Below are 19,146 nucleotides of genomic sequence, written 5' to 3' on the forward strand. Positions count from 1 at the left end.
TTGAAATAGTTGTATTCTTTTAGTTAATTTAAAAATATATAATGGTGAGTAAAGAAATGAAGAATAAATTGCTTATATTTTATACTGAAAAAGTTAGAGCACGTAAATTAATCTACAGTAAAATGAACTTCTTGTTTTGGACTTATTTAATTTCGTACACTCTAGTCTTCCTTTAATTATTCTTGCGTTAAGTGCTTGGTTTTGGACAGAAAAGTCAGCCTATGGACCTGTTCTGTCAGCAATAGCCCTATTTGTATTTCTAATTTTTATACATAGGCGATTCAATAGCAAGGCTCGTATCATTCTAAATAGAGAATTTTCAATGAAAACTGAAAAAGGCAAGTGGTTAGATGGCTTTCATGAAGTTCAAATTCATATAATAACAGAATATCTGATTGAGCATGATCTATATTCAAAATGGAAAATTGAAAACCTCATGGAAGCGTATAAAGCCGATAATATTAAAGAAAAGATGCCACCACTAGTTGCACCCAGCATATTAATAGCAGTTCTTGCGCCAAACTTAAATTATTTTCTGAAACATTTTTACGAATCGAACAATGAAGGGAATTTCTAATATTCAACAGTGATAATAACAATTTTTTTTGTTGTCTTTATAACGTTTTGGAAATACATATTTGAAGAATTTTCTGAAATTCTATTGTATAAAAAATAAATTATCGTAATAATCTTAATTCTATTTTGTACGATATTTTAATTGGAATAGAGAGTTGAAGAATTTAGAAATAAGATAGCTTTATTATTAGAGTAACACTTAAGTAAGCTTGAAGGGTTCTTCTGTAAATCCCCTATCACTTAATCCTGATGAGCTTAAAGAATTTGATTTTGTTTGTATTGATTAGGATGATTTTATGGAGAATTCTTTTCTAAGGTGATGCGGATGAAATATAAGGATAATTTTATGCCTCGTAGTCTCTGGGGACAGGATGGAGACAAGAAAAATGATGGCTATTTAATTATTCAACGACATTTATTTGCTGTTAATGGTCCACATCAACTTTCATGCATTGTCTACAATTCTGGAATATTTAAAAGGCATGGCTCTTTAGAGTCATGTTTTTTAAGTTTTAAAAGTTAAAGATAAAACGAAGCAGGAGAGTAGCGCAATTATTCGGAGATAACGCTTATGAAATGGACCCTGCAAAAATATAAAATACTGAAAGTGGTCTTTTAGAGCCTGATCGGTTCTATCGGTTCTGTTTAAAGACATCGTCATGATTTGTGTACGGAGCACTTCTGAGGTACTTTCAGTTAAGCCGACAAGTCGCTCTTCCTTCGGTTCGTCAACAACCTCAAGGAGTTGTTACATAAATGGTTCGTAATTGGAGTAGTTCACTGAAGAAGCATCATTCTCTTTTTCAATATTAGGGGGAAAATTAAACTCATTTGGATGCTTCATGTCCACTGGACAAGAGTGCTGATATTTACTGGGCCTGAATTTTGCTAGCAGTTCTGTGTGCTGACCAGCTAGTGAATGCGACAATCTTTTGAGTAAAAGTTTCCACTTGCTTTTGTTCCATGCTCTTAGCATTTTCGGTTACATATTGCCAATATTCTTGTACATCCAGTGAATTGGACGCTTCCAATTACAAGTACTAGCAGAGTGAAAGTTTTTAAGTAGGTTCTTCTATTTTCATTAGAAATAGACCTTACATATAAAATTATCATATTCAGTTCTACTATATGTAGATTAACAATTTTCTTTCTTTTAAATAAATAAAGTATAAATTCGAATAATAAAAGAAATTTTGTTAATATAGTCGTATTCAAACTTTTAATTCAAAAATTTAAGTATTATGGAGGATAAATGATAAGTCGAAATTTCGCGAATATAAGAGAACACGATGGTAGTAAAGAGAAGGGTTTTGAAGAATTTGTTTGTCAGTTAGCCCATTTGAATCCCCCGAATAATGCTCAATTTTTTGTTAGGAAAGAAGGGGATGGAGGTGATGCGGGTGTAGAGTGCTATTGGAAATTAAACGATGGAACTGAACACGCTTGGCAAGCCAAGTTCTTCTTAAATACGTTGTCAGACAATCAATGGAATCAACTTTCTAAATCAGTTGAAACAGCTTTAGAGAAACACCCCAATCTTACAAAGTACTATGTTTGTTTACCTAGAGATTGGACAGATAGCCGAAAAAAAATTAAAGATAAGCTCGTCAACTCTTCCTGGGATAAGTGGCTGTACTATGTTGAAAAGTGGAGTAAACTTTCAAGTGACAAAAAAATGAATGTTGAATTTTTGTACTGGTGTAAGCACGAGTTAAGCCAGATGTTGCAAGTGGATAGACCAGACTTATCAGGGAGAGCGCTCTACTGGTTCAATACGCCTGTCTTGACTTCGAATATTTTCTCTAGAATTGCAGAAAAATCAAAAGTAGCATTGGGAGAGCGGTTTAGTCCAGAGTTTCATGTCGACCTTGCAATAGCTAATAGTTTTGAGTGTATAGGGGATACAAAAAAATGGAAAAAACAAAAAAATGGGCAGATACGTACTATAAGTAAAATTCATGAAGAATTTATGTGGATTCAAAAAAATCAACTTGATCTTTTTAATACTTTTGAAAATAATTTGATTGACGCAGGTAAATGTTTAGAGGGGTTTTTAAATGAATTTTCCACTGTACAGTCAGGAAATTCATTTTATGAAAAATATGAGATACTGTTGAACCTTTGTAATGATCTTAACAAAAAAATGAGCGAATGTCATGATATTGTATATACTTGTGTGCAAAATGAGAATGATGAAGCACGAAAAGAGAAACTTAGTGATTTAACAAAAAAACTTGGAGTTATGTATCTCGGTATTAAGGAGGTATATTATTTTTTAAACGATAAGATCACATTAGCAGGTAAAACAAAGGCAGCGTTACTGACTGGAGAAGCAGGCATGGGGAAGTCACACCTATTGTGTGATCTTACCTTGAGCAGACTTAGTAACGATCTACCTACTTTATTTTTACTCGGACAACATTACTCAGGAGGAAATCCTTTCGACTTTATATGCTCAGAGCTTGGATTGATAAATTACTCTTATCGAACTGTTTTAAGTGCGTTAGATTCATTAGGAGAAAGTAAAGATACAAGATTTTTGATTATTATAGACGCTATAAATGAAGGCATTTTCAAAGAGGGCTGGCGTGATCAAATCATTCAATTTTTAGTCGAACTTGAGTCATTTCCACACATTGCTATAATACTGAGCTGTAGAAGTACTTATAAAGATTTCTTAATACCAAAAGATACAAATAATTTGGTTGAATTTTTCCATAATGGATTTAAAGGCTATGAACATAGAGCTGCGTTCAAATATCTTGCAAAACAGGGTATTTCCAAACCTGGAACCCCCATATTAAATCCTGAATTTACTAACCCATTGTTTCTAAAAACATGTTGTAAAGCTCTAAAAGCAATGGGAGAGGATTAGTTTCCGAAAGGGTTAAACGGGTTTCATAATGTATATTATTTTTATCTAAAAAGTGCTGAATATGTTATTAGAAGAAAAAAAAGGTATAGGAGCAATGAATATATAGTTGAAGAAGCACTACGGATATTCGTGGAAGAGCTATATCCTAACCAAATATCTGGAATTCCAACTGGTAAGGCCAGATCGCTTATAGGACAAGTTGATAATAAATCAGGGAATGACGAGCCTCTATTAGATTTACTAATTGATGAAGGCATACTGGCAACTGATGTCACTCCAGGAGAAGGAATTCATAACCGCGGTATTGAAGTTGTTCGATTTACATACGAACGCTTTAGTGACTATGCGATTGCTATGCACTTAATTGAGAATTGTGTTACAGAAGAAGATATAGCTCAATTGTTCTTACCGAAGGGTAAGATCGGAATCATTATAAGTGAAGAAAACAGATATACGTATAGTGGAATAATTGAGGCACTAGGAATAGGCATACCAGAAAAATTCAACAAAGAATTTCTTGATTTTATAGATATAGAGATTGACGATGAGGACACGTACCATTATCAATTCCAGTATAACTGGTTTTTTAATAAGACATTTAAAAATGTAATCTTATGGAGGTCAGGCAAATCAATTTCAAATAAAACAAGTGAAATGTTGAACTATATGCAGCGTAATAATGACAATGTATTTGACATTATTTTAGCATTATCAACGGAACAGGATCATCCCTGGAATGCAGATTATTTAAATAAAATCTTATCTGAACTAAAAATGCCTGAAAGAGATGTTTTTTGGTCAACCTATATTGCTTCCAATGATCGTACCGAGGATGAATATGGTGAAGAAACAGTTATACGCACATTAATTGATTGGGCAATGTATGCTGAATTTCAGGGGATAGAAGCGAATAAACTGAGATTACTTGCAACTGTGTTATTGTGGATGACTTCAACTACAAATAGAAAAGTACGAGATCAAGCAACAAAATCATTAGCGCGGGTGTTGTACCATATTCCTGAAATGATAGTTGATTTTATTAACAAGTACGAGAAATGTGATGATCTTTATGTCAAAGAGAGACTATATGCCTCGGTGTACGGTGCAGTTCTGTATCTGGATAATGAGCAAATAATTAAAGATATTTCACAGTGTGTTTTTAATCATCAATTTAAGGAAAATAGACCGTATCCTAATCTTTTGTTGAGAGATCATGCTAGAGGAATTAATGAATTTGCTTATCATAAAGGATATGTACAAGATCCTTTAGACAAACCGATTGTTTTTAGGCCACCTTATAGTAGTGATTGGCCAATAGAAAATCCATCAAGTGAAGAAATTAGTAAGATCAGTAAGGATAGTCATTCATCATCTATAAAAAGATCGGTCATGGGATACCTTAATGATTTTGGGAATTATACAATGTCTTGTATTCATAATTGGTCTTCAACAGCAATCAGTGAATATAAACTGGAGACTGGATTAGACTTAAAGCTTAAATTCTCTAAGAAGTTACCTAATGTCCTTCGAAATAAATACGAAGATTATTTAAAAAGGCAACTATTCACCGAAAAAAGAAGAGAACAAAGATTAGAAAAATGGCTCGCACAATATATTGATAAATCATGGGAAGAAACTGATAAAAATGATAATGAAGTTGTAGAGCATAAAGAAGAAGATTCCTGGGATGTTCTTAAGACCGATATGATCAATAGTCTTAGTGATGTTGATAAAGAAGAATTCAGATGGATTAATGGTTTGAGTAATAACAGACCTGCAGTATTCAGTAGAAGATGGGCTCAAAGATGGGTTTACAAAAGAAGTCATGAGTTAGGTTGGTCAAACCAGTATTTTTCCGAATTTGAGAAAATTTATTCAAACCGCTATGGAAGGGAAGGCGGAACGATCGAAAGAATAGGAAAAAAATATCAATGGATAGCATTTCATGAGCTTCTAGCCAGAATGGCTGACAACCTTAAATGGATTGATCGGGGATATAGCGATTTGGATGATCAAGTATTTAGAGGACCATGGCAAATTCGTAAACGTGATATTGATCCCACACTTTGGGTTAGGAAAACTGGAGACAAAAGTTGGGAAGAACAAGATAGAGCTATTTGGTGGCAGCCATACAAATTCAGTTTTGTAGAAGATGATTTAAATCTAAAGATGGATTGGCTCTGGGATAGATGTATAGTCCCTCCTTTTAGTGAAATATTGACAGTTGATAGTCATGAAGATAACACCCCATGGCTTGTTCTTCAAGGGTTCACAAAAGGAATTCAGCGGCCACTAATAAAAAATGGAAATAATCCTGAGCAAGAGTATTGGTTCAGAATTAATTCTTTGATAATTCATAATGATGATTTTAAAACTTTAAAAAAAGAGATGTTCAATAAAGATTTGAGAGATCCATATGTTACAAGTATCTCCTCTAATGGTAACCAAGGATATGTTGCAGAATATCCTTGGCATCCATTCTATCAAGATTTATCTAAATCAGAATGGATTTATAGTAAAGACAGAGAGATCGAAATTAACGTCCAATATCATGTTCCTATCTGCGAGTATGAATGGGAAAGTGGAAGTGTAGACCATTCCATTGAAGACTCAATCCGTTTTTATATGCCTTCTCCCAAAATAATAAGCGACTTAGGTTTGTTTCAAAAATCAAATTCAGGAGAATGGTTAAATAGAAAAGGGGAAATAGTATTTTGTGATCCAAATATAAGGGGCGAAGGACCGTCATATGCACTAATAAATAAGGACATAATGCAAAAATGGTTAACAGAAAACCAATTACGAATTGTTTGGTTAATCGGAGGAGAAAAACAACTCTTCGCATACGAATCAGAAAAGTTTTACGGGAGGTTAGTATTTAATGGTTTATTTACAGTTGAAAACAATGAAATAACAGGTGATGTCTGGTTTGATGAAGAAAAGTAGAAAGGAAAATCAAAAATTTTAGTTTACAATTCTGTCTCAAACAAACAGGCTATTTCAGTAATATGCTAAAGTTAGACGCAATCGCAAATCTTTATTAGATTAGCACCTTCGTCTATTTTGTACTGATTTTTTGAATGTGATATAGAGAGAAGAACACTGGAAATAAACTCATACAACACTATTATTATACGACAGCATGTTATAACAAATTTCGACATATAGTTTAAGCTATACTGTCAAAAGAACTAATATAATAGGAGTGATGGTTCATATGAGTTTGTTCAGAAATAAGATAAGAGGCGGAAATAACGGTGGACTCCAAAGGCCTACAGACCCAACAGAAGTTTTTAAGACTTTGATTCACCAAGAGGGATATGACTACCTTCGCGATATTCAAAAGGATTTTTTAAAGCTGTGGCATAACAAACGAGAACAAAGAGACGTTGTTGGAATCTTAAATACAGGCGCGGGAAAAACCCTAATTGGTCAGTTGATGCTTCTTTCAAAGATGAACGAAGGAGTTGGACCTGTTGTTTATCTTTGTCCGGACAAACAACTTGTCCAGCAAGCTCTTGAGCAAGCGGCAATTCATAACATACCAGTAGTTACAATTACTAAAGAAAAAGGTCAGGCAGCGGAGTTCCCGATTGAGTTTTTGAATGGAAAAGCAATTCTCATAACCACATTCGAGAGAATGTTTAACGGTCGCTCCATTTTTGGAGTAGAAGGGTATGGCTATCGATCCATTCAAGAGGTCGGAGCGTTAGTTATTGATGATGCGCATAGTTGTATCAGGAAGGCACGTCAGCAAAGTACGATTCTTATCGAGAGGAAACATCATGCCTACTCCAGGTTGTATAATCTTTTCGAATCTTCGATTCGTGAGCAAGGTGAAGGTGCACTAACTTCCATAAAATCGGGAGATTCTACAGTTTCGCGGCTTGTTCCTTACTGGGTTTGGAGACAACATAAAGATTCGGTTCTTAATATCCTTCAAAAATTGTATGCAGCAGAGGATGAAACTGTTCTATACACGTGGGGTATTATTGGTGATGAATTATCTAAAAGTCAATGTTACATTAGCGGTAGCCAAATTGAAATCACACCGATACAGATTCCTGTGCAAAGAATTCCTTCATTCTTTAACGCAAAGCATCGATTTATTTTGTCAGCAACATTCAACAACAGCACAGAACTAATAACCGAACTCGGTATTGAAAAAAGCTCTGTGGAGACCCCTTTGGAGGCTGATAATCAAGGGGATGCAGGCGAGCGATTAATTGTTGCACCGAAGAGATATTTTGCTGATTTGACTGACGAAATGATGCGACCAATTATAGCAAAATATGCTGAGACACATAATGTTGTAGTAATTGTTCCAAACAGTAAAAAAGCAAAATCATGGGCTAAGTTTAAGCCAACTATTGTCGATAAAGACAATATTCTTGCTGCAACTCATACCCTAAAGGAATCAAAAGGTAATCTAATGGTATTTTTAAACAGATACGATGGGGTTGATTTAGCGGGGGATTCTTGTCGAATTCTCGTTTTGGATGGTAAACCGAGTGCATACTCCGCACGAGAGCGTTATATCTCAATTGTTCGAGAGGGATCTCCCTTTTTAAATGCTCAGACTGCTCAGACAATTGAGCAAGGTTTAGGTAGAGCTGTAAGGTCAGGAAGTGATCATTGTGCAGTTTTTATTTTAGACAATTCATTGCTCAATTTTATTGGGGTAGATACAAATCGTCCTTTCTTTAATCCTGCTACAAGAACGCAAATTGATTTTGGCCTTGAGTTATTTGGTGATCACAAGCCGACATCTTGTGAAGAGGCTTTAAAGGAGATTCATGGAGCAGTTGAAACATGTTTAATAGGCGACCCGGAATGGCGTCAATATCATAAGGACATGATTCTGAATGCTGAACCAGACGATAAAAGTGCGACATCTCATCTGCTTAATATTGCAGAAACAGAGCGAGCAGCACTAATGAAATATCGTGATGATTTTTACGAAGATGCGTGTGGTGTCATACGAGATGTAATGAAAACACATAAAGATTCTTTGAGCAAAATTGATGAGGCTTATTACCTGCAGATGGGTGCGACTTTGATAGCACCAGTTAATCCAACTGGTGCTACTGATATGCAGGTAAAAGCAAGAAGTCTTTCGCCGAAAGTATTAAAACCGCAAGCACATACCTATTCTAAACTGACTAAAGTTAAAGGACGACAAGCTGATATTGTTTTGAAGTGGTTAAAACAATTTTCTAATGGAACAGATGTAGTTATTGCAATAGAAACCTTGTCTGCTGATTTACTATACTCCCCAGACGTCGAATCCTATGCTTTTGAAGTATGTGTTCACCAAATTGGAGAGTTTCTTGGTTTTACATCTCAGATGCCAGAGGAAGAAGAGGGTGATGGACCGGATAATCTATGGAGAATGGAGAACGGAGTAAATCTTATCATTGAGGCAAAAAATAATAGTACTAATGACAAAATTTCTAGATCAGAAGTGGAGCAGTTGCTTCATTCTATACAATGGCATAACGATAAATATGGAACTGATCAAAAGTACGTTCCTATCATGTTTCATAGGGGCACCAAAACGTTTGAAAATGCTCACCCTTCTGAAGATAGCAGAGTTATGAATGAAGTACTGCTAAAACAACTAAAGGATGCTCTGTTAAGCTTAGCAAAATCTTTGTCAAAGGAAACACCTCAATTTTGGACTGTTGATGAAATACAAAAACTTCTCTCAACAAACAATCTGTTATTTAATCAAATCGTAGAAAAATATACTATGCCTTTACGGTAAAGAGTGAAGTCGCTGAGCTATGCTGGCGACTTTTTTGTTATGGCTTTAGTCAGTTGAGTGGTTGAAACGCGTGAAACAAAAAAACACCCGCTATGAGGGTGAAGGGATCGAGGGTTTGACCACCAAGACCATTCCGATAAAATTGAGATGTTCAGGCTCAAAGAAAGGAATGGTCTTAGATGGCAACCAAGAGCAACAGCCTAGCTCACACAAAGTGGATGTGCAAATACCACATTGTATTCACCCCGAAGTATAGATGGAAAGAAATCTATAATCAAGTTAGAAAAAATTTAATCGAAATCTTCAGACGTTTATGTAAGTACAAGAGAGTAGAAATTATAGAAGGTCATATGATGCCCGATCATATTCACATGTTAGTAGCAATTCCACCAAAAATTGCTGTCTCAACGTTTATGGGATATCTAAAGGGAAAGTTCGCTAATGATTTTCGAGAAGCTGAAGCAACGGTAAGAAAGTATATTCGTGAACAAGAAACACATGATCAAGCGCTAGATAAGCTGATTGTAAAAGAATACGATGATCCATTTAGCAGTAACAAGAGCAAAAAGAAGTTAGCGTCTAGAATTCCTCTACAAGCAAGGCCAAAGCTCACGATCCATTGCAAAGGAACTCCGTAGACATCCTTCCACGATTTGTTGCATCGCATCCCTATCAGGTAGATTAAGCTCAGAACGCTTATGAGAAGCATCGTAAGGCTTCTATCTCTCCTAGTAAATGCTCAGGCGCCTCGGCTGCATCACTGGAGGAAAAACTTGAGGCAACGTGGTCTCTGGAGCAAATCACTGAACGTTTCCGCACCGAAGCAGGCGCGCAGCTAAGTTAATTGCACCCAAAACACGCCTATATACCGCTTTTATAATGCTTCCGTACCGCATTGTCAATAGAGATTGCGCTACGGTTTATTTATCTCACAGTACCCTACAGTGACCTTCCTCACAGCTACGGCTGATCTAGTAAAGGAGTCTGAATGCTATGTCAATCTGGAAACGACTCATAACCTGCACGTTTATTTTACTGATCCGTATTTGTCTTGGCCACGGAGTTCCAATGCGAATGCAAACGGCTTTCTTTGAGAGTTTTTACCTAAAGGTACCGATCTCACTCGAGTGAAGGATTAAGATCTCGTCCATTCACTCAATCTAATGAATTAAAGACCACGAAAATCAACTACTGAACAACACGACAGCAGCTTGTATCAAATCGGCTGTGTTTTTCATTGAAGTAACAGAGGAAGTGTAAAAGTAAAGTTCATTAAAACTATAAGGTTTACTTCAACGGAAAATAATGGTTTGAATTGTATGCGAATAATATCTTGCTTCTGTCTGAATTTTTATTCAATAAAGAAATTTTAGCTTCTCAGTTTTTATCTATCCATGAATGGAGCTAGCTACTTCCTTTGATAGATATACGACTTCTCTACCTCATCCAAATGAAAATAAAAAATTTCTACGACGTCGAGATTTACCGACATCTTTTTAATGTCTAGCTGGTAAGGCATCTCAGTGTAGATTTGGCATTAGCTTGTTATTAGCATGGTTTTTTGCTTCGTACCCCGGTGAATAGCGGCGGGGACTTAAAGTGTATCCACACATAAGACTGTTAAATTGTGAAGTTAAGTAAACTGGCGTAACAGTTGCTCTTTTTGTATTGGTGCCTAAGCGAACAGCGGGACTAAAATAAAGTGCAACGTTAATTGTAGAAAAATCCTAAGTCGTGGATGTTATCTACTTTTTTAACTCAACTGTGTAAATAAAGTTAACATGGAACACAACATAGCTGTCTTGGATAGCCTGCTTATAAGTAGTTCAACAAATGTGATCATTTTTGTTTAGTTTCCTTTCATTTTGGAAATTATGGTATTAGGCTACGTTAGCTTTACCAGCTACAAAAGTGCGACTGATGGAGGGCTTTTAATTATGATTGAAGGGGTTATTACGATCGTTCGTGCATTTGAACCAGAAGATGAATTAGCTATAGCCAAATCTTTTTCAACCAACGATTCAAACCTTGCATATGGCGTGGCACAAGCTCCAAGTAATATTGAAAAAGTACGAAAAGAGTTTTTAGCAAATACCTCCGACCGCCGGAACTTTTTTGTGGAAGAGAAGACGTCTAAAAAACCACTCGGCCTGTTGCAGGTAAACCAGTTAGATTGGTATTCAAGATCTGTAGGTCTAGGGTTAGTATTAGTCAATCCTGAAGATCGAGGAAGAGGATTCGGCACGGATATTCGTTTAGCAGTAATGAATTTTGTATTTAACCATTGGAATATGCGCTACATCTACGGGCAATATGGAGATTATCACGAGGGTATTAAGATTATAAATGAACGCTTAGGTGCAAATTTCTGTGGAAAGATTCCTGACGGTATTCACGTCAGGGGTTACTCCGATATTCATGTATATTCATTGAACAAAGAAACCTTCAATAGCAATTACCATGGGAAAGAGGAAAATTGGAAGAAGTATATCTTGCAACGTTATAACGGTGATACAGCCCAATCGATTGAGTAAGATCGAGGAGATGAAAATCATATGGATTATCGATTAGCTAATGAAGAAATTGTGTGTTTAATTGTAGCCAATCGCAGAACGTCAGACCTACTGAGAACGATTACTTACACTAGATACGCAATTCCATCTTATATTGAGGAAGTACCTAAATGGTTAGCGGCTGCTCGTAATGAATCATTGTTCTTGCTGACATTCCACGAAGAGAGAACAAATAAACCATTGGGATTAGGGGGGGTGTGGGAGATTAATCGTCCCGCAGGTTCCCTAGAAATATATTTGGATATAGTGCATCAAGATGTTAATCGGCAAGTAGAGGCCCTGAACCTTATAGCTCAACTTTGTAACCGACATTACTGGTTTAAGTATTTATATGTTTGGTTGCCAATTACTGAAAATCTGGAGCAAGTTATGAAAGGATCTTTCTGGTCGCTAGAGGTTAGATTACCAGAAAAGATCAAGACTCCAGAGGGATGGATTGATCAAGGGCTCTTCGCATTCAAAGGATACTAATTTGATAAGAAATTGAATTCGTGTTGCTTTATAGAGGCTATGTCTAGAAGTTGGTGAAGCGTGTTTATAAAGAAGGAGGTGAGAAGAGGATTGTATCACTTAGTGAAAGACAGACAAGGATTGATTGATTGGGTAGAAATGTACGAAAGTGGATTATGTGATTATTTACCTTTATACGATCCATTCGGCTATTTCCGCATGAAGTTGCAATCTTGGAAAAGCAGGTGGGATATTCCTGTTGAACGTATTTCGAAAAATCCACGAAAACTGATAGTTTCAGTCCGTTCTTCCTCATACTCTGACCTTGTAGACTATGTATCATTGGCAAGTGGCTCAACATTAGTACAAGTTGAAGATCTAGGCGAAATATCACGAATACTTGAAGAGGCAAAGCCACAGTTTGTATTACTTTTATTAGATCCCAGTCTCGCTACACATAATTTTTATGAATTAGTTCATAAACAAATTTCAGAGTACTGCTCTGTAGGATTGCTAGTGGCAAAGTCAGATGCCCAATTGAGTTGGCTGCTACTTAAAAGTTGGCTAAAGGGGGAGACAAGTGGGCAATTGACTATGTTACCACGTTCACGAAAAACAATTATAGGAAGAGAAGATTGGAAGGTATTAACTCGTGCAAATGCAATGTATGACGAGGCTTTAAGCTGGATGGACGAGCGTTCCTTAGAAACCGTAGCAATTTCTGCTCACGGCACCGAAGATGTAATTATGTTGGCCGACTCCATTATTTGTGGAAAATCTTCTAACGGTAGACCAGAAGGTATGACTTGTGAGTTCGCTTCGAAATGCAATTTCGGTGAGCGTGGCTTTTTGGCGACAGAAATACAGGCAAGGATTGTCCTCTCGAACACGTGTATGGGAGTGCGATTGAACGATACACTTTTGCCGTTGGAAGTTAGCACTGCACTTACATTTTTAGAAAACTATGCTTCCATTTATATCAGCTCCTACATGGTTAAATATGGCCCAGATGCTGAACTGTGCTTATTACAAAATTTGCTTTTGAATGGCTACACAGCTGGTGAAGCCACTCGTCTTGTAAATCGTTGGTTGCAATATTTTGAGATAGATTTTCCATCTTTTGTTCTGCTTGGTGACCCTTCACTGTCTTCTGTAAGTAAAAGAGATACTCTAGCGGAAGCAAAGTGGATTGAGGAGCACCAGATCAAGGTGTATTTTGCTGGGACAACTTTTGCTGAAATTGAGATTCCGGATGAAGTCTTCAATGCATATCCGTTTGTGAGTGCGCAGTGCCGACAAGAAGTATATTTCGCCCGCATACCCAGGGATGGAACAAGATCAGCTAGATTATTTATCTACAGTTGGGAGCCGATTGGAGAAGAGCTCCTTTACATTGAACTTAAATCTGAGGAGGATCTTGATTTTCCTCGGGGTAGCGTAACAGCTCGGTCGTGGCTTACGGGATTACAAAGACATCTATCAGGAAAAAAAATTCATAACGAAACTCCTTCTATTCTAGCTCAGATTGATAGGTTAGCTATTAGTATGGGGAAATTAGACTATGACTTAGGTGGTTATAGAGAAGTGCTTCGCGAATATAAAAAACTTCGGGAGTTAATTGATCAAATACAAAAAAAGACAGTGGAGAATCTTCTAGAACGCGCCGCATCCATAAGTACCATTTGGATGCCAGATTTATACATTGAATATGCTCAGATTATAAATCAGATGGTATATGGAAAATCGTGCTTTAATTGTAATTCACAAGTGAAAAAAGTAAGGTTTGAGCATCGTGTTACTGGAGACGCCCGTAATGCTCTCTTTTGTCCAAGATGTGGGGGAATAGCTGATGAACCAGAAGACGCAGTGTTGGAATGCGAAGTAAAAGGTCCTGAAAGAATTGGTTTTAAAGAGCGATTAGAACAGAAAATGATAATTTCCAATCGTTCTTCAAGAACGGTCGTGGGGTACGGAGGACTGCGAATAGAATCAACAAAATATTACAGACTACCGACATTCCCGACTTTTGTAAGATTTGAGTTAAAGCCTCATGAAACACGTTCGTATGTATTTTCATGGCAAATGAATCCGGGAATGGTACCACAATTGTACTATATAAAAGGGGTATTAATGCATCAGTTAGACCTATATTACACAAACAAACCTCTATTCATTATGGCAACACCATACTCTATTCATTATGGCAACACCATAAAACAAAAAGGAGGGAACGAAAATGAATAAAGTATTTGAGCTGGTTACAGGGACAATACGGCTTGAACGAAGTTCAGAATTTCATGATCTTCATGAGAAATACTTTTTACCAATAATTAAAGAATATGGTATCAAGCCAATGTTCTTATCTGAAACTTTCGTGGGGGGAGAGATCGGTACATTCTATGACATCTACGAATATCCGAATTGGGAAGATTATCGTGACTTAACAGAAATTCTACGTAAAGATCCCAGGCTTATTGAATACTACAAAAAGATCACCCCTTGTATTTGGGGTACAATCAACATAAAACTGCTAGAACCGATGAAATATTCTCCGATCCAATAAATAAATAAATAATGTGAGGTGAAGTTTTTTTCATGTTCCCCAAAGAAGAGATTCACAAATTGATACAGAGTGTTATCAAGAAGTCCCCATTTTACCAGAACCATTATTCCGATGTTTATGTAGGAGACTTGGCGAAACTTGATTACAAAGCGTACTCTAGATTGCCCTTCCTTGAACGCAATGACGTTATTAATAGTGCTAACTATTTACGAGCACGAACTTTAGAAAATGTAACACGTGTGCATTTCAGTGGTGGGACTCTCGGAAAATCAAAACGCATCTACTATACAACGAATGACTGGGAAAGAGCAATTAATAATAACATCGAGTGTTTGAAAATCGCGGGAATTAATAAACGGGATCGGGTTGCGATTTTGCAGCCCTTTGGGGTTTGGTCAATCGGGTCAATTTTTTTAGAAAGCTTGATTAGAATTGGATGCTTTGCTATACCCCTTGGCATCAATATGGATGACCGTGATACGACCTCGTTCATCGTAAACGAGGGAGCTGACGTACTTATGGGAGCTCCGGGTAATATTTGCAGATTGACATTTAGTTGGTTGGAGTCGGGCGGATGTCCACCCTTACCAAAGGTACGTCTTATTATTTTGTCCGGAGAAGAAGTGCAGCAAAGTCAACGAGAATTTTTACGATCCGTCTGGAAAGCACAGGTTATAAGTTTATACGGAGCTGCAGAAACAGATAGTTTGGGTGTTGAATGCGGATTCATGGAAGGTTTACATCTACATGAGAAAGATATGTTCGCTGAATTAATTACTCCTTTCGGTCCAAGTGAGTTTAAAGAAGGCCTCGAAGGTGAACTGGTTGTAACTACTCTACGACGTGAAGGAACACCTCTAATTCGCTATCGTTTAGGTGATCGTGTCCGCTGTTTAGAATCCAAATGTGCGTGCGGTCAACCTGGATGGAAGTTCAAGTTTTTAGGGAGATGTGAACAGACTATTTATCTACAAGATGGTACAAAGCTGCATTCCCAGCAAATATTTAGTTCTATTCAGGAAGAGATAGTTGATTTTCTAGGATGTCAGGTGATTCTAACTAATCATAATGGAATGGATCAACTAGAATGCGTGATCCTTTGTGAAAGTGGCGTAGAAGAACGAACGTTACTTCGAATTGAGGATAACATCAGGAGGTCATCCATCGATGTTCAAGACGTTATCTCAGCTGGAATTTTGGAGCCCGTACGCGTACGGGTTTCCACACCCAACAATTTAGTGCTGAATCAAAGAGGAAAGACAGTTCTATTTCAAGATTTACGAACAAATCGCTATGATATGAATGGGAGGAATTAGTATGTCGGTTTGGTGGTGGAAAGAGTACCCAGAACGAGATACGGAATATGTCCGTTGGTATCCTGCCAATATTAACCCCCTAGGCAGTGATGCAATAATAGGCCAAAAGTCTGGAAACAAATGCAAGCAAATGGGAATCTACATTCATGTTCCTTTTTGTGATGCGATATGTCCTTTCTGTCCTTTCAATAGGTATGTAGTAAAGGATGATCAAATTGGAGAGTATGTGGATTTTTTAATTCGTGAGATCAATTTGTATAAGTCACTGTTAAACGTTAAACATGTGCCATTTGTTTATTGGGGCGGGGGTTCGCCATCCGTATTGAGTGGTGAACATGTATCACGAATTCTTGAGGAACTTAGGAAGGTATTCCCGATAAATGGGACGACCGAAATATCAATGGAGGTTAACCCTAGTACTATTGATAAACACATCTACGATTATGCCGAAGCTGGAATCAATAGAATTAGTCTTGGCGTCCAGTCATTTGATAAGGAAATGCTTAAATTAATCGGGTCGCACCATTCGGTTGACGATTCCTTTAGGATTATTAAAACATGTTTTGATGCAGGAATAAACAATGTTGGTATCGATCTATTGTTTAACCTGCCTGGTCAAACACCTGAACACTGGATTGAGCAATTAAACATTGCGATGAAGTTGGGCGTTACTCACATAAGCACATACAGTTTGATTCTTGATGATGATCCAAAGAACCTCCTAAGTAGGAAAATTAAAGCAGGGCTAATACCACTACAAGGCAACGAGGAGTACAGTATGCAACTTTCCAGAATAACATTTGACATTTTGGAGCGTCATAATTTTATTCACTATGCTTCTTGTGCAAGTAGCGGCCATGATTTTGCGTTGCCTGGTTTTGAGTCACGCTATGAATTGGATCATTGGTCTGCACCACAAGTTCACTATATTGGTCTTGGGCCAGGTGCATACGGTTTTATTAACAATGCTATATATTGTAATCACCATACCATCTCAGAATACAAAAAGGCAATCAATAGTGGTATGTTACCAATTGTAGCAGGTAAAGTTTGCGATGAATATGATCTTATGTCGCGCTTTATGGTGTTAGGAATGAAGTGTAGAGGGATTCGAAAAGAAGATTTTAAATCTGAATTTAAAGTAGAAATGATGGATGTATTTGGCGAAAGTATCAATAAATTAATTGAGATAGGTCTGATCGAGGATACAGCAGAAACCATTGTTTGGACAGAAATGGGACGTCTGTATGTGGACAATATTTCAAAGGCATTTTACAACAAGAACAATTATCGTGTTCCTCAGCCGTTAGAAAATGAGCTCCAGCATCTTTCGCGGACGGGTCTATGGATTCGTCCATTGATGGACAATACGTTGAATAATTAATATAACGAAGTGGAGGATTAGGGATGCGTTTTTTTATTGAAATGACTGAGCGGCAAACTCAAGACCCTCAGGAATTAGGTGCAATGCTTATACATCGGATTGAATCTATTGCATACCAGCAGAAACTGCTTAAGGAGGGTAAGCTATTTTACTCTTTCAAGTCCTCTGATGGACTAAAAACGTATATGGCGCTCAATGCTGACACAGTCGAGGAAATTGACAATCAGATAAAGGCAGACCCACTTTTTCCCTATTCGTATGTGTCAACTTCACCTGTAATCCCACTCAAGCAACTTGTTGAAGAAATTCACAACTATATAGGTGAAACTATCATGCCCAAGGAAGAAATAGAGAAATTATCTCACCCACCGGAATCAGTGCGACGAGAAGGTGAATATTACTTTTTGGCCCGCAAAGTAGTAAAGCCATTCAGCCCTCTATTACCAGAAGCAGCGCAAAAAGATATCGCGCGCCGTACGGTTCTAGCCCAAACGAATCACTGGTCCAATATAGAAGTATTTGATGAAAATCCGGTTGGGCAACCGGTGGGTATCCTAATTGCGAAAGCTGAGTCATCAGATCAAGTTTTGAATCATGTATCCACTTGCGAGGTGTACCCAGATACGAATGTAAGTATTCTTCCACTAAATACTCTAGATGAGAGCTATGAACAGGCGAAAAATATGTTAAATATTTTACGGCCACCACACATTAGATAGTATTTCTTTATAGAATTAAAATGCAACATGTATCTTGAAATTAAAGGAACAAATAAATGTATGTTGCAAAAATAATTTCTTGGCCACTTATCAACTTTGTTAGGAGGAATAATGACAATGGAACTGGGCCTGAGAGGTCGTGTTGCGGTAGTTACTGGAGCCAGTAGTGGAATTGGAAAAGAAACTGCATTGGAGTTGGCTCGGGAAGGCGTTCATTTAGTGTTGACAGGCAGAAGTAGGGAAAAGTTGGAACTAGTTGAACGTGAGATTAAAGAGTATGGAGTTCAAACACTCATCATCACAGGTGACCTGAAAGATTCCCAAATGTGTCGAAACCTTATCGAGAAGGGATTTCAGTACTTTCAGCGGATCGATATCTTAGTTAACAATGCATCGGAAGTTAATCCGGTTTTGACCTTAGAGGCAGATGATAATGATTGGTTGAGTTCTCTTGAGATCGGGTTGCTGGCGCCAGTCCGAACGTGTCGGTATGTGATACCCTATATGATTTCGCAAAAGTGGGGGCGTATAATAAACGTTGCTTCAAGCTGCATTAAAGATCCTAGTGGGAACGCTACATATGACTCAGTGAAAGCTGCTCTTGTGGTCTTTGGTAAAGATTTGGCGACTGAGGTTGCTCGTCACAACATCCTTGTCATGTCTGTAGCACCTGGGAGAACGCTGACCCCGATGTGGGAAGGTCAGAATAGCTTAGGTCATCGGATCGCCGATCTAGAAGGTATCTCCCATGAGGATTTGATAAAGTCTATTCCCGAAAACATTCCGCTTGGACGTTGGGGGACTTCTGAAGAAGTTGCTGATTTGATCGTCTTCTTGTCTTCAGATCGTGCGCGCTATATAACTGGTCAAACGTTCATTATTGATGGAGGTGCAGTTTCATCTCCATTCTAATTTTGATTTTG

General features: G+C 37.4%; 13 protein-coding genes and 1 pseudogene. All 14 read left to right on the plus strand.

The genetic code is table 11. The annotated features are described in order from the left end of the window. The first annotated feature begins 322 nt into the window (after positions 1-322). The 14 genes and pseudogenes from AC0WRU_RS11865 (at position 323) to AC0WRU_RS11930 (ending at position 19,135) form a co-directional block, all read left to right on the plus strand. Positions 323-577 carry a hypothetical protein gene (locus AC0WRU_RS11865; protein ID WP_476128441.1) on the plus strand — a complete coding sequence of 85 codons (255 nt, stop codon included), beginning with the start codon at positions 323-325 and terminating at the stop codon, positions 575-577. Between the two features lie 1,251 nt (positions 578-1,828). Next, positions 1,829-3,451, plus strand: a complete 1,623-nt coding sequence (locus AC0WRU_RS11870) for a hypothetical protein (protein ID WP_476128442.1) — start codon at positions 1,829-1,831, stop codon at positions 3,449-3,451. Positions 3,452-3,580: 129 nt separating this feature from the next. Further along, positions 3,581-6,397: a hypothetical protein gene (locus AC0WRU_RS11875; RefSeq protein ID WP_476128443.1), complete on the plus strand. Its 2,817-nt coding sequence runs from the start codon at positions 3,581-3,583 to the stop codon at positions 6,395-6,397. 271 nt (positions 6,398-6,668) lie between these two features. Further along, positions 6,669-9,218, plus strand: coding sequence for a DEAD/DEAH box helicase (locus tag AC0WRU_RS11880; RefSeq protein ID WP_476128444.1), 2,550 nt, complete (start codon positions 6,669-6,671; stop codon positions 9,216-9,218). 179 nt (positions 9,219-9,397) lie between these two features. Continuing rightward, complete coding sequence (gene tnpA / locus AC0WRU_RS11885; protein ID WP_476128445.1) at positions 9,398-9,856, plus strand: IS200/IS605 family transposase; 459 nt, start codon at positions 9,398-9,400, stop codon at positions 9,854-9,856. Then, a pseudogene (locus tag AC0WRU_RS11890) lies at positions 9,834-9,920 on the plus strand (hypothetical protein); the annotation flags it as partial. The gene tnpA and the pseudogene AC0WRU_RS11890, both read left to right, overlap by 23 nt. A gap of 1,235 nt (positions 9,921-11,155) precedes the next feature. After that, complete coding sequence (locus AC0WRU_RS11895) at positions 11,156-11,752, plus strand: GNAT family N-acetyltransferase (protein ID WP_476128446.1); 597 nt, start codon at positions 11,156-11,158, stop codon at positions 11,750-11,752. 21 nt (positions 11,753-11,773) lie between these two features. After that, positions 11,774-12,262: a hypothetical protein gene (locus AC0WRU_RS11900; protein ID WP_476128447.1), complete on the plus strand. Its 489-nt coding sequence runs from the start codon at positions 11,774-11,776 to the stop codon at positions 12,260-12,262. A 90-nt stretch (positions 12,263-12,352) separates the two neighbouring features. Next, on the plus strand, positions 12,353-14,485 hold the full coding sequence (locus tag AC0WRU_RS11905) for a hypothetical protein (protein WP_476128448.1): 2,133 nt from the start codon (positions 12,353-12,355) through the stop codon (positions 14,483-14,485). Further along, positions 14,478-14,804, plus strand: a complete 327-nt coding sequence (locus AC0WRU_RS11910) for an NIPSNAP family protein (protein ID WP_476128449.1) — start codon at positions 14,478-14,480, stop codon at positions 14,802-14,804. Before AC0WRU_RS11905 ends, AC0WRU_RS11910 begins: the two co-directional genes overlap by 8 nt. A gap of 32 nt (positions 14,805-14,836) precedes the next feature. Then, a complete protein-coding gene (locus AC0WRU_RS11915; protein ID WP_476128450.1) occupies positions 14,837-16,120 on the plus strand; it encodes a phenylacetate--CoA ligase family protein in 1,284 nt (427 codons plus the stop codon). Between the two features lies 1 nt (position 16,121). Then, on the plus strand, positions 16,122-17,504 hold the full coding sequence (hemW, locus tag AC0WRU_RS11920) for a radical SAM family heme chaperone HemW (RefSeq protein WP_476128451.1): 1,383 nt from the start codon (positions 16,122-16,124) through the stop codon (positions 17,502-17,504). Between the two features lie 23 nt (positions 17,505-17,527). Next, positions 17,528-18,223 carry a hypothetical protein gene (locus AC0WRU_RS11925; RefSeq protein ID WP_476128452.1) on the plus strand — a complete coding sequence of 232 codons (696 nt, stop codon included), beginning with the start codon at positions 17,528-17,530 and terminating at the stop codon, positions 18,221-18,223. A gap of 117 nt (positions 18,224-18,340) precedes the next feature. Continuing rightward, a complete protein-coding gene (locus AC0WRU_RS11930) occupies positions 18,341-19,135 on the plus strand; it encodes an SDR family NAD(P)-dependent oxidoreductase (protein ID WP_476128453.1) in 795 nt (264 codons plus the stop codon). The last annotated feature ends 11 nt before the right edge of the window (positions 19,136-19,146 follow it).

This window comes from Paenibacillus sp. 1-8, from assembly GCF_056316205.1.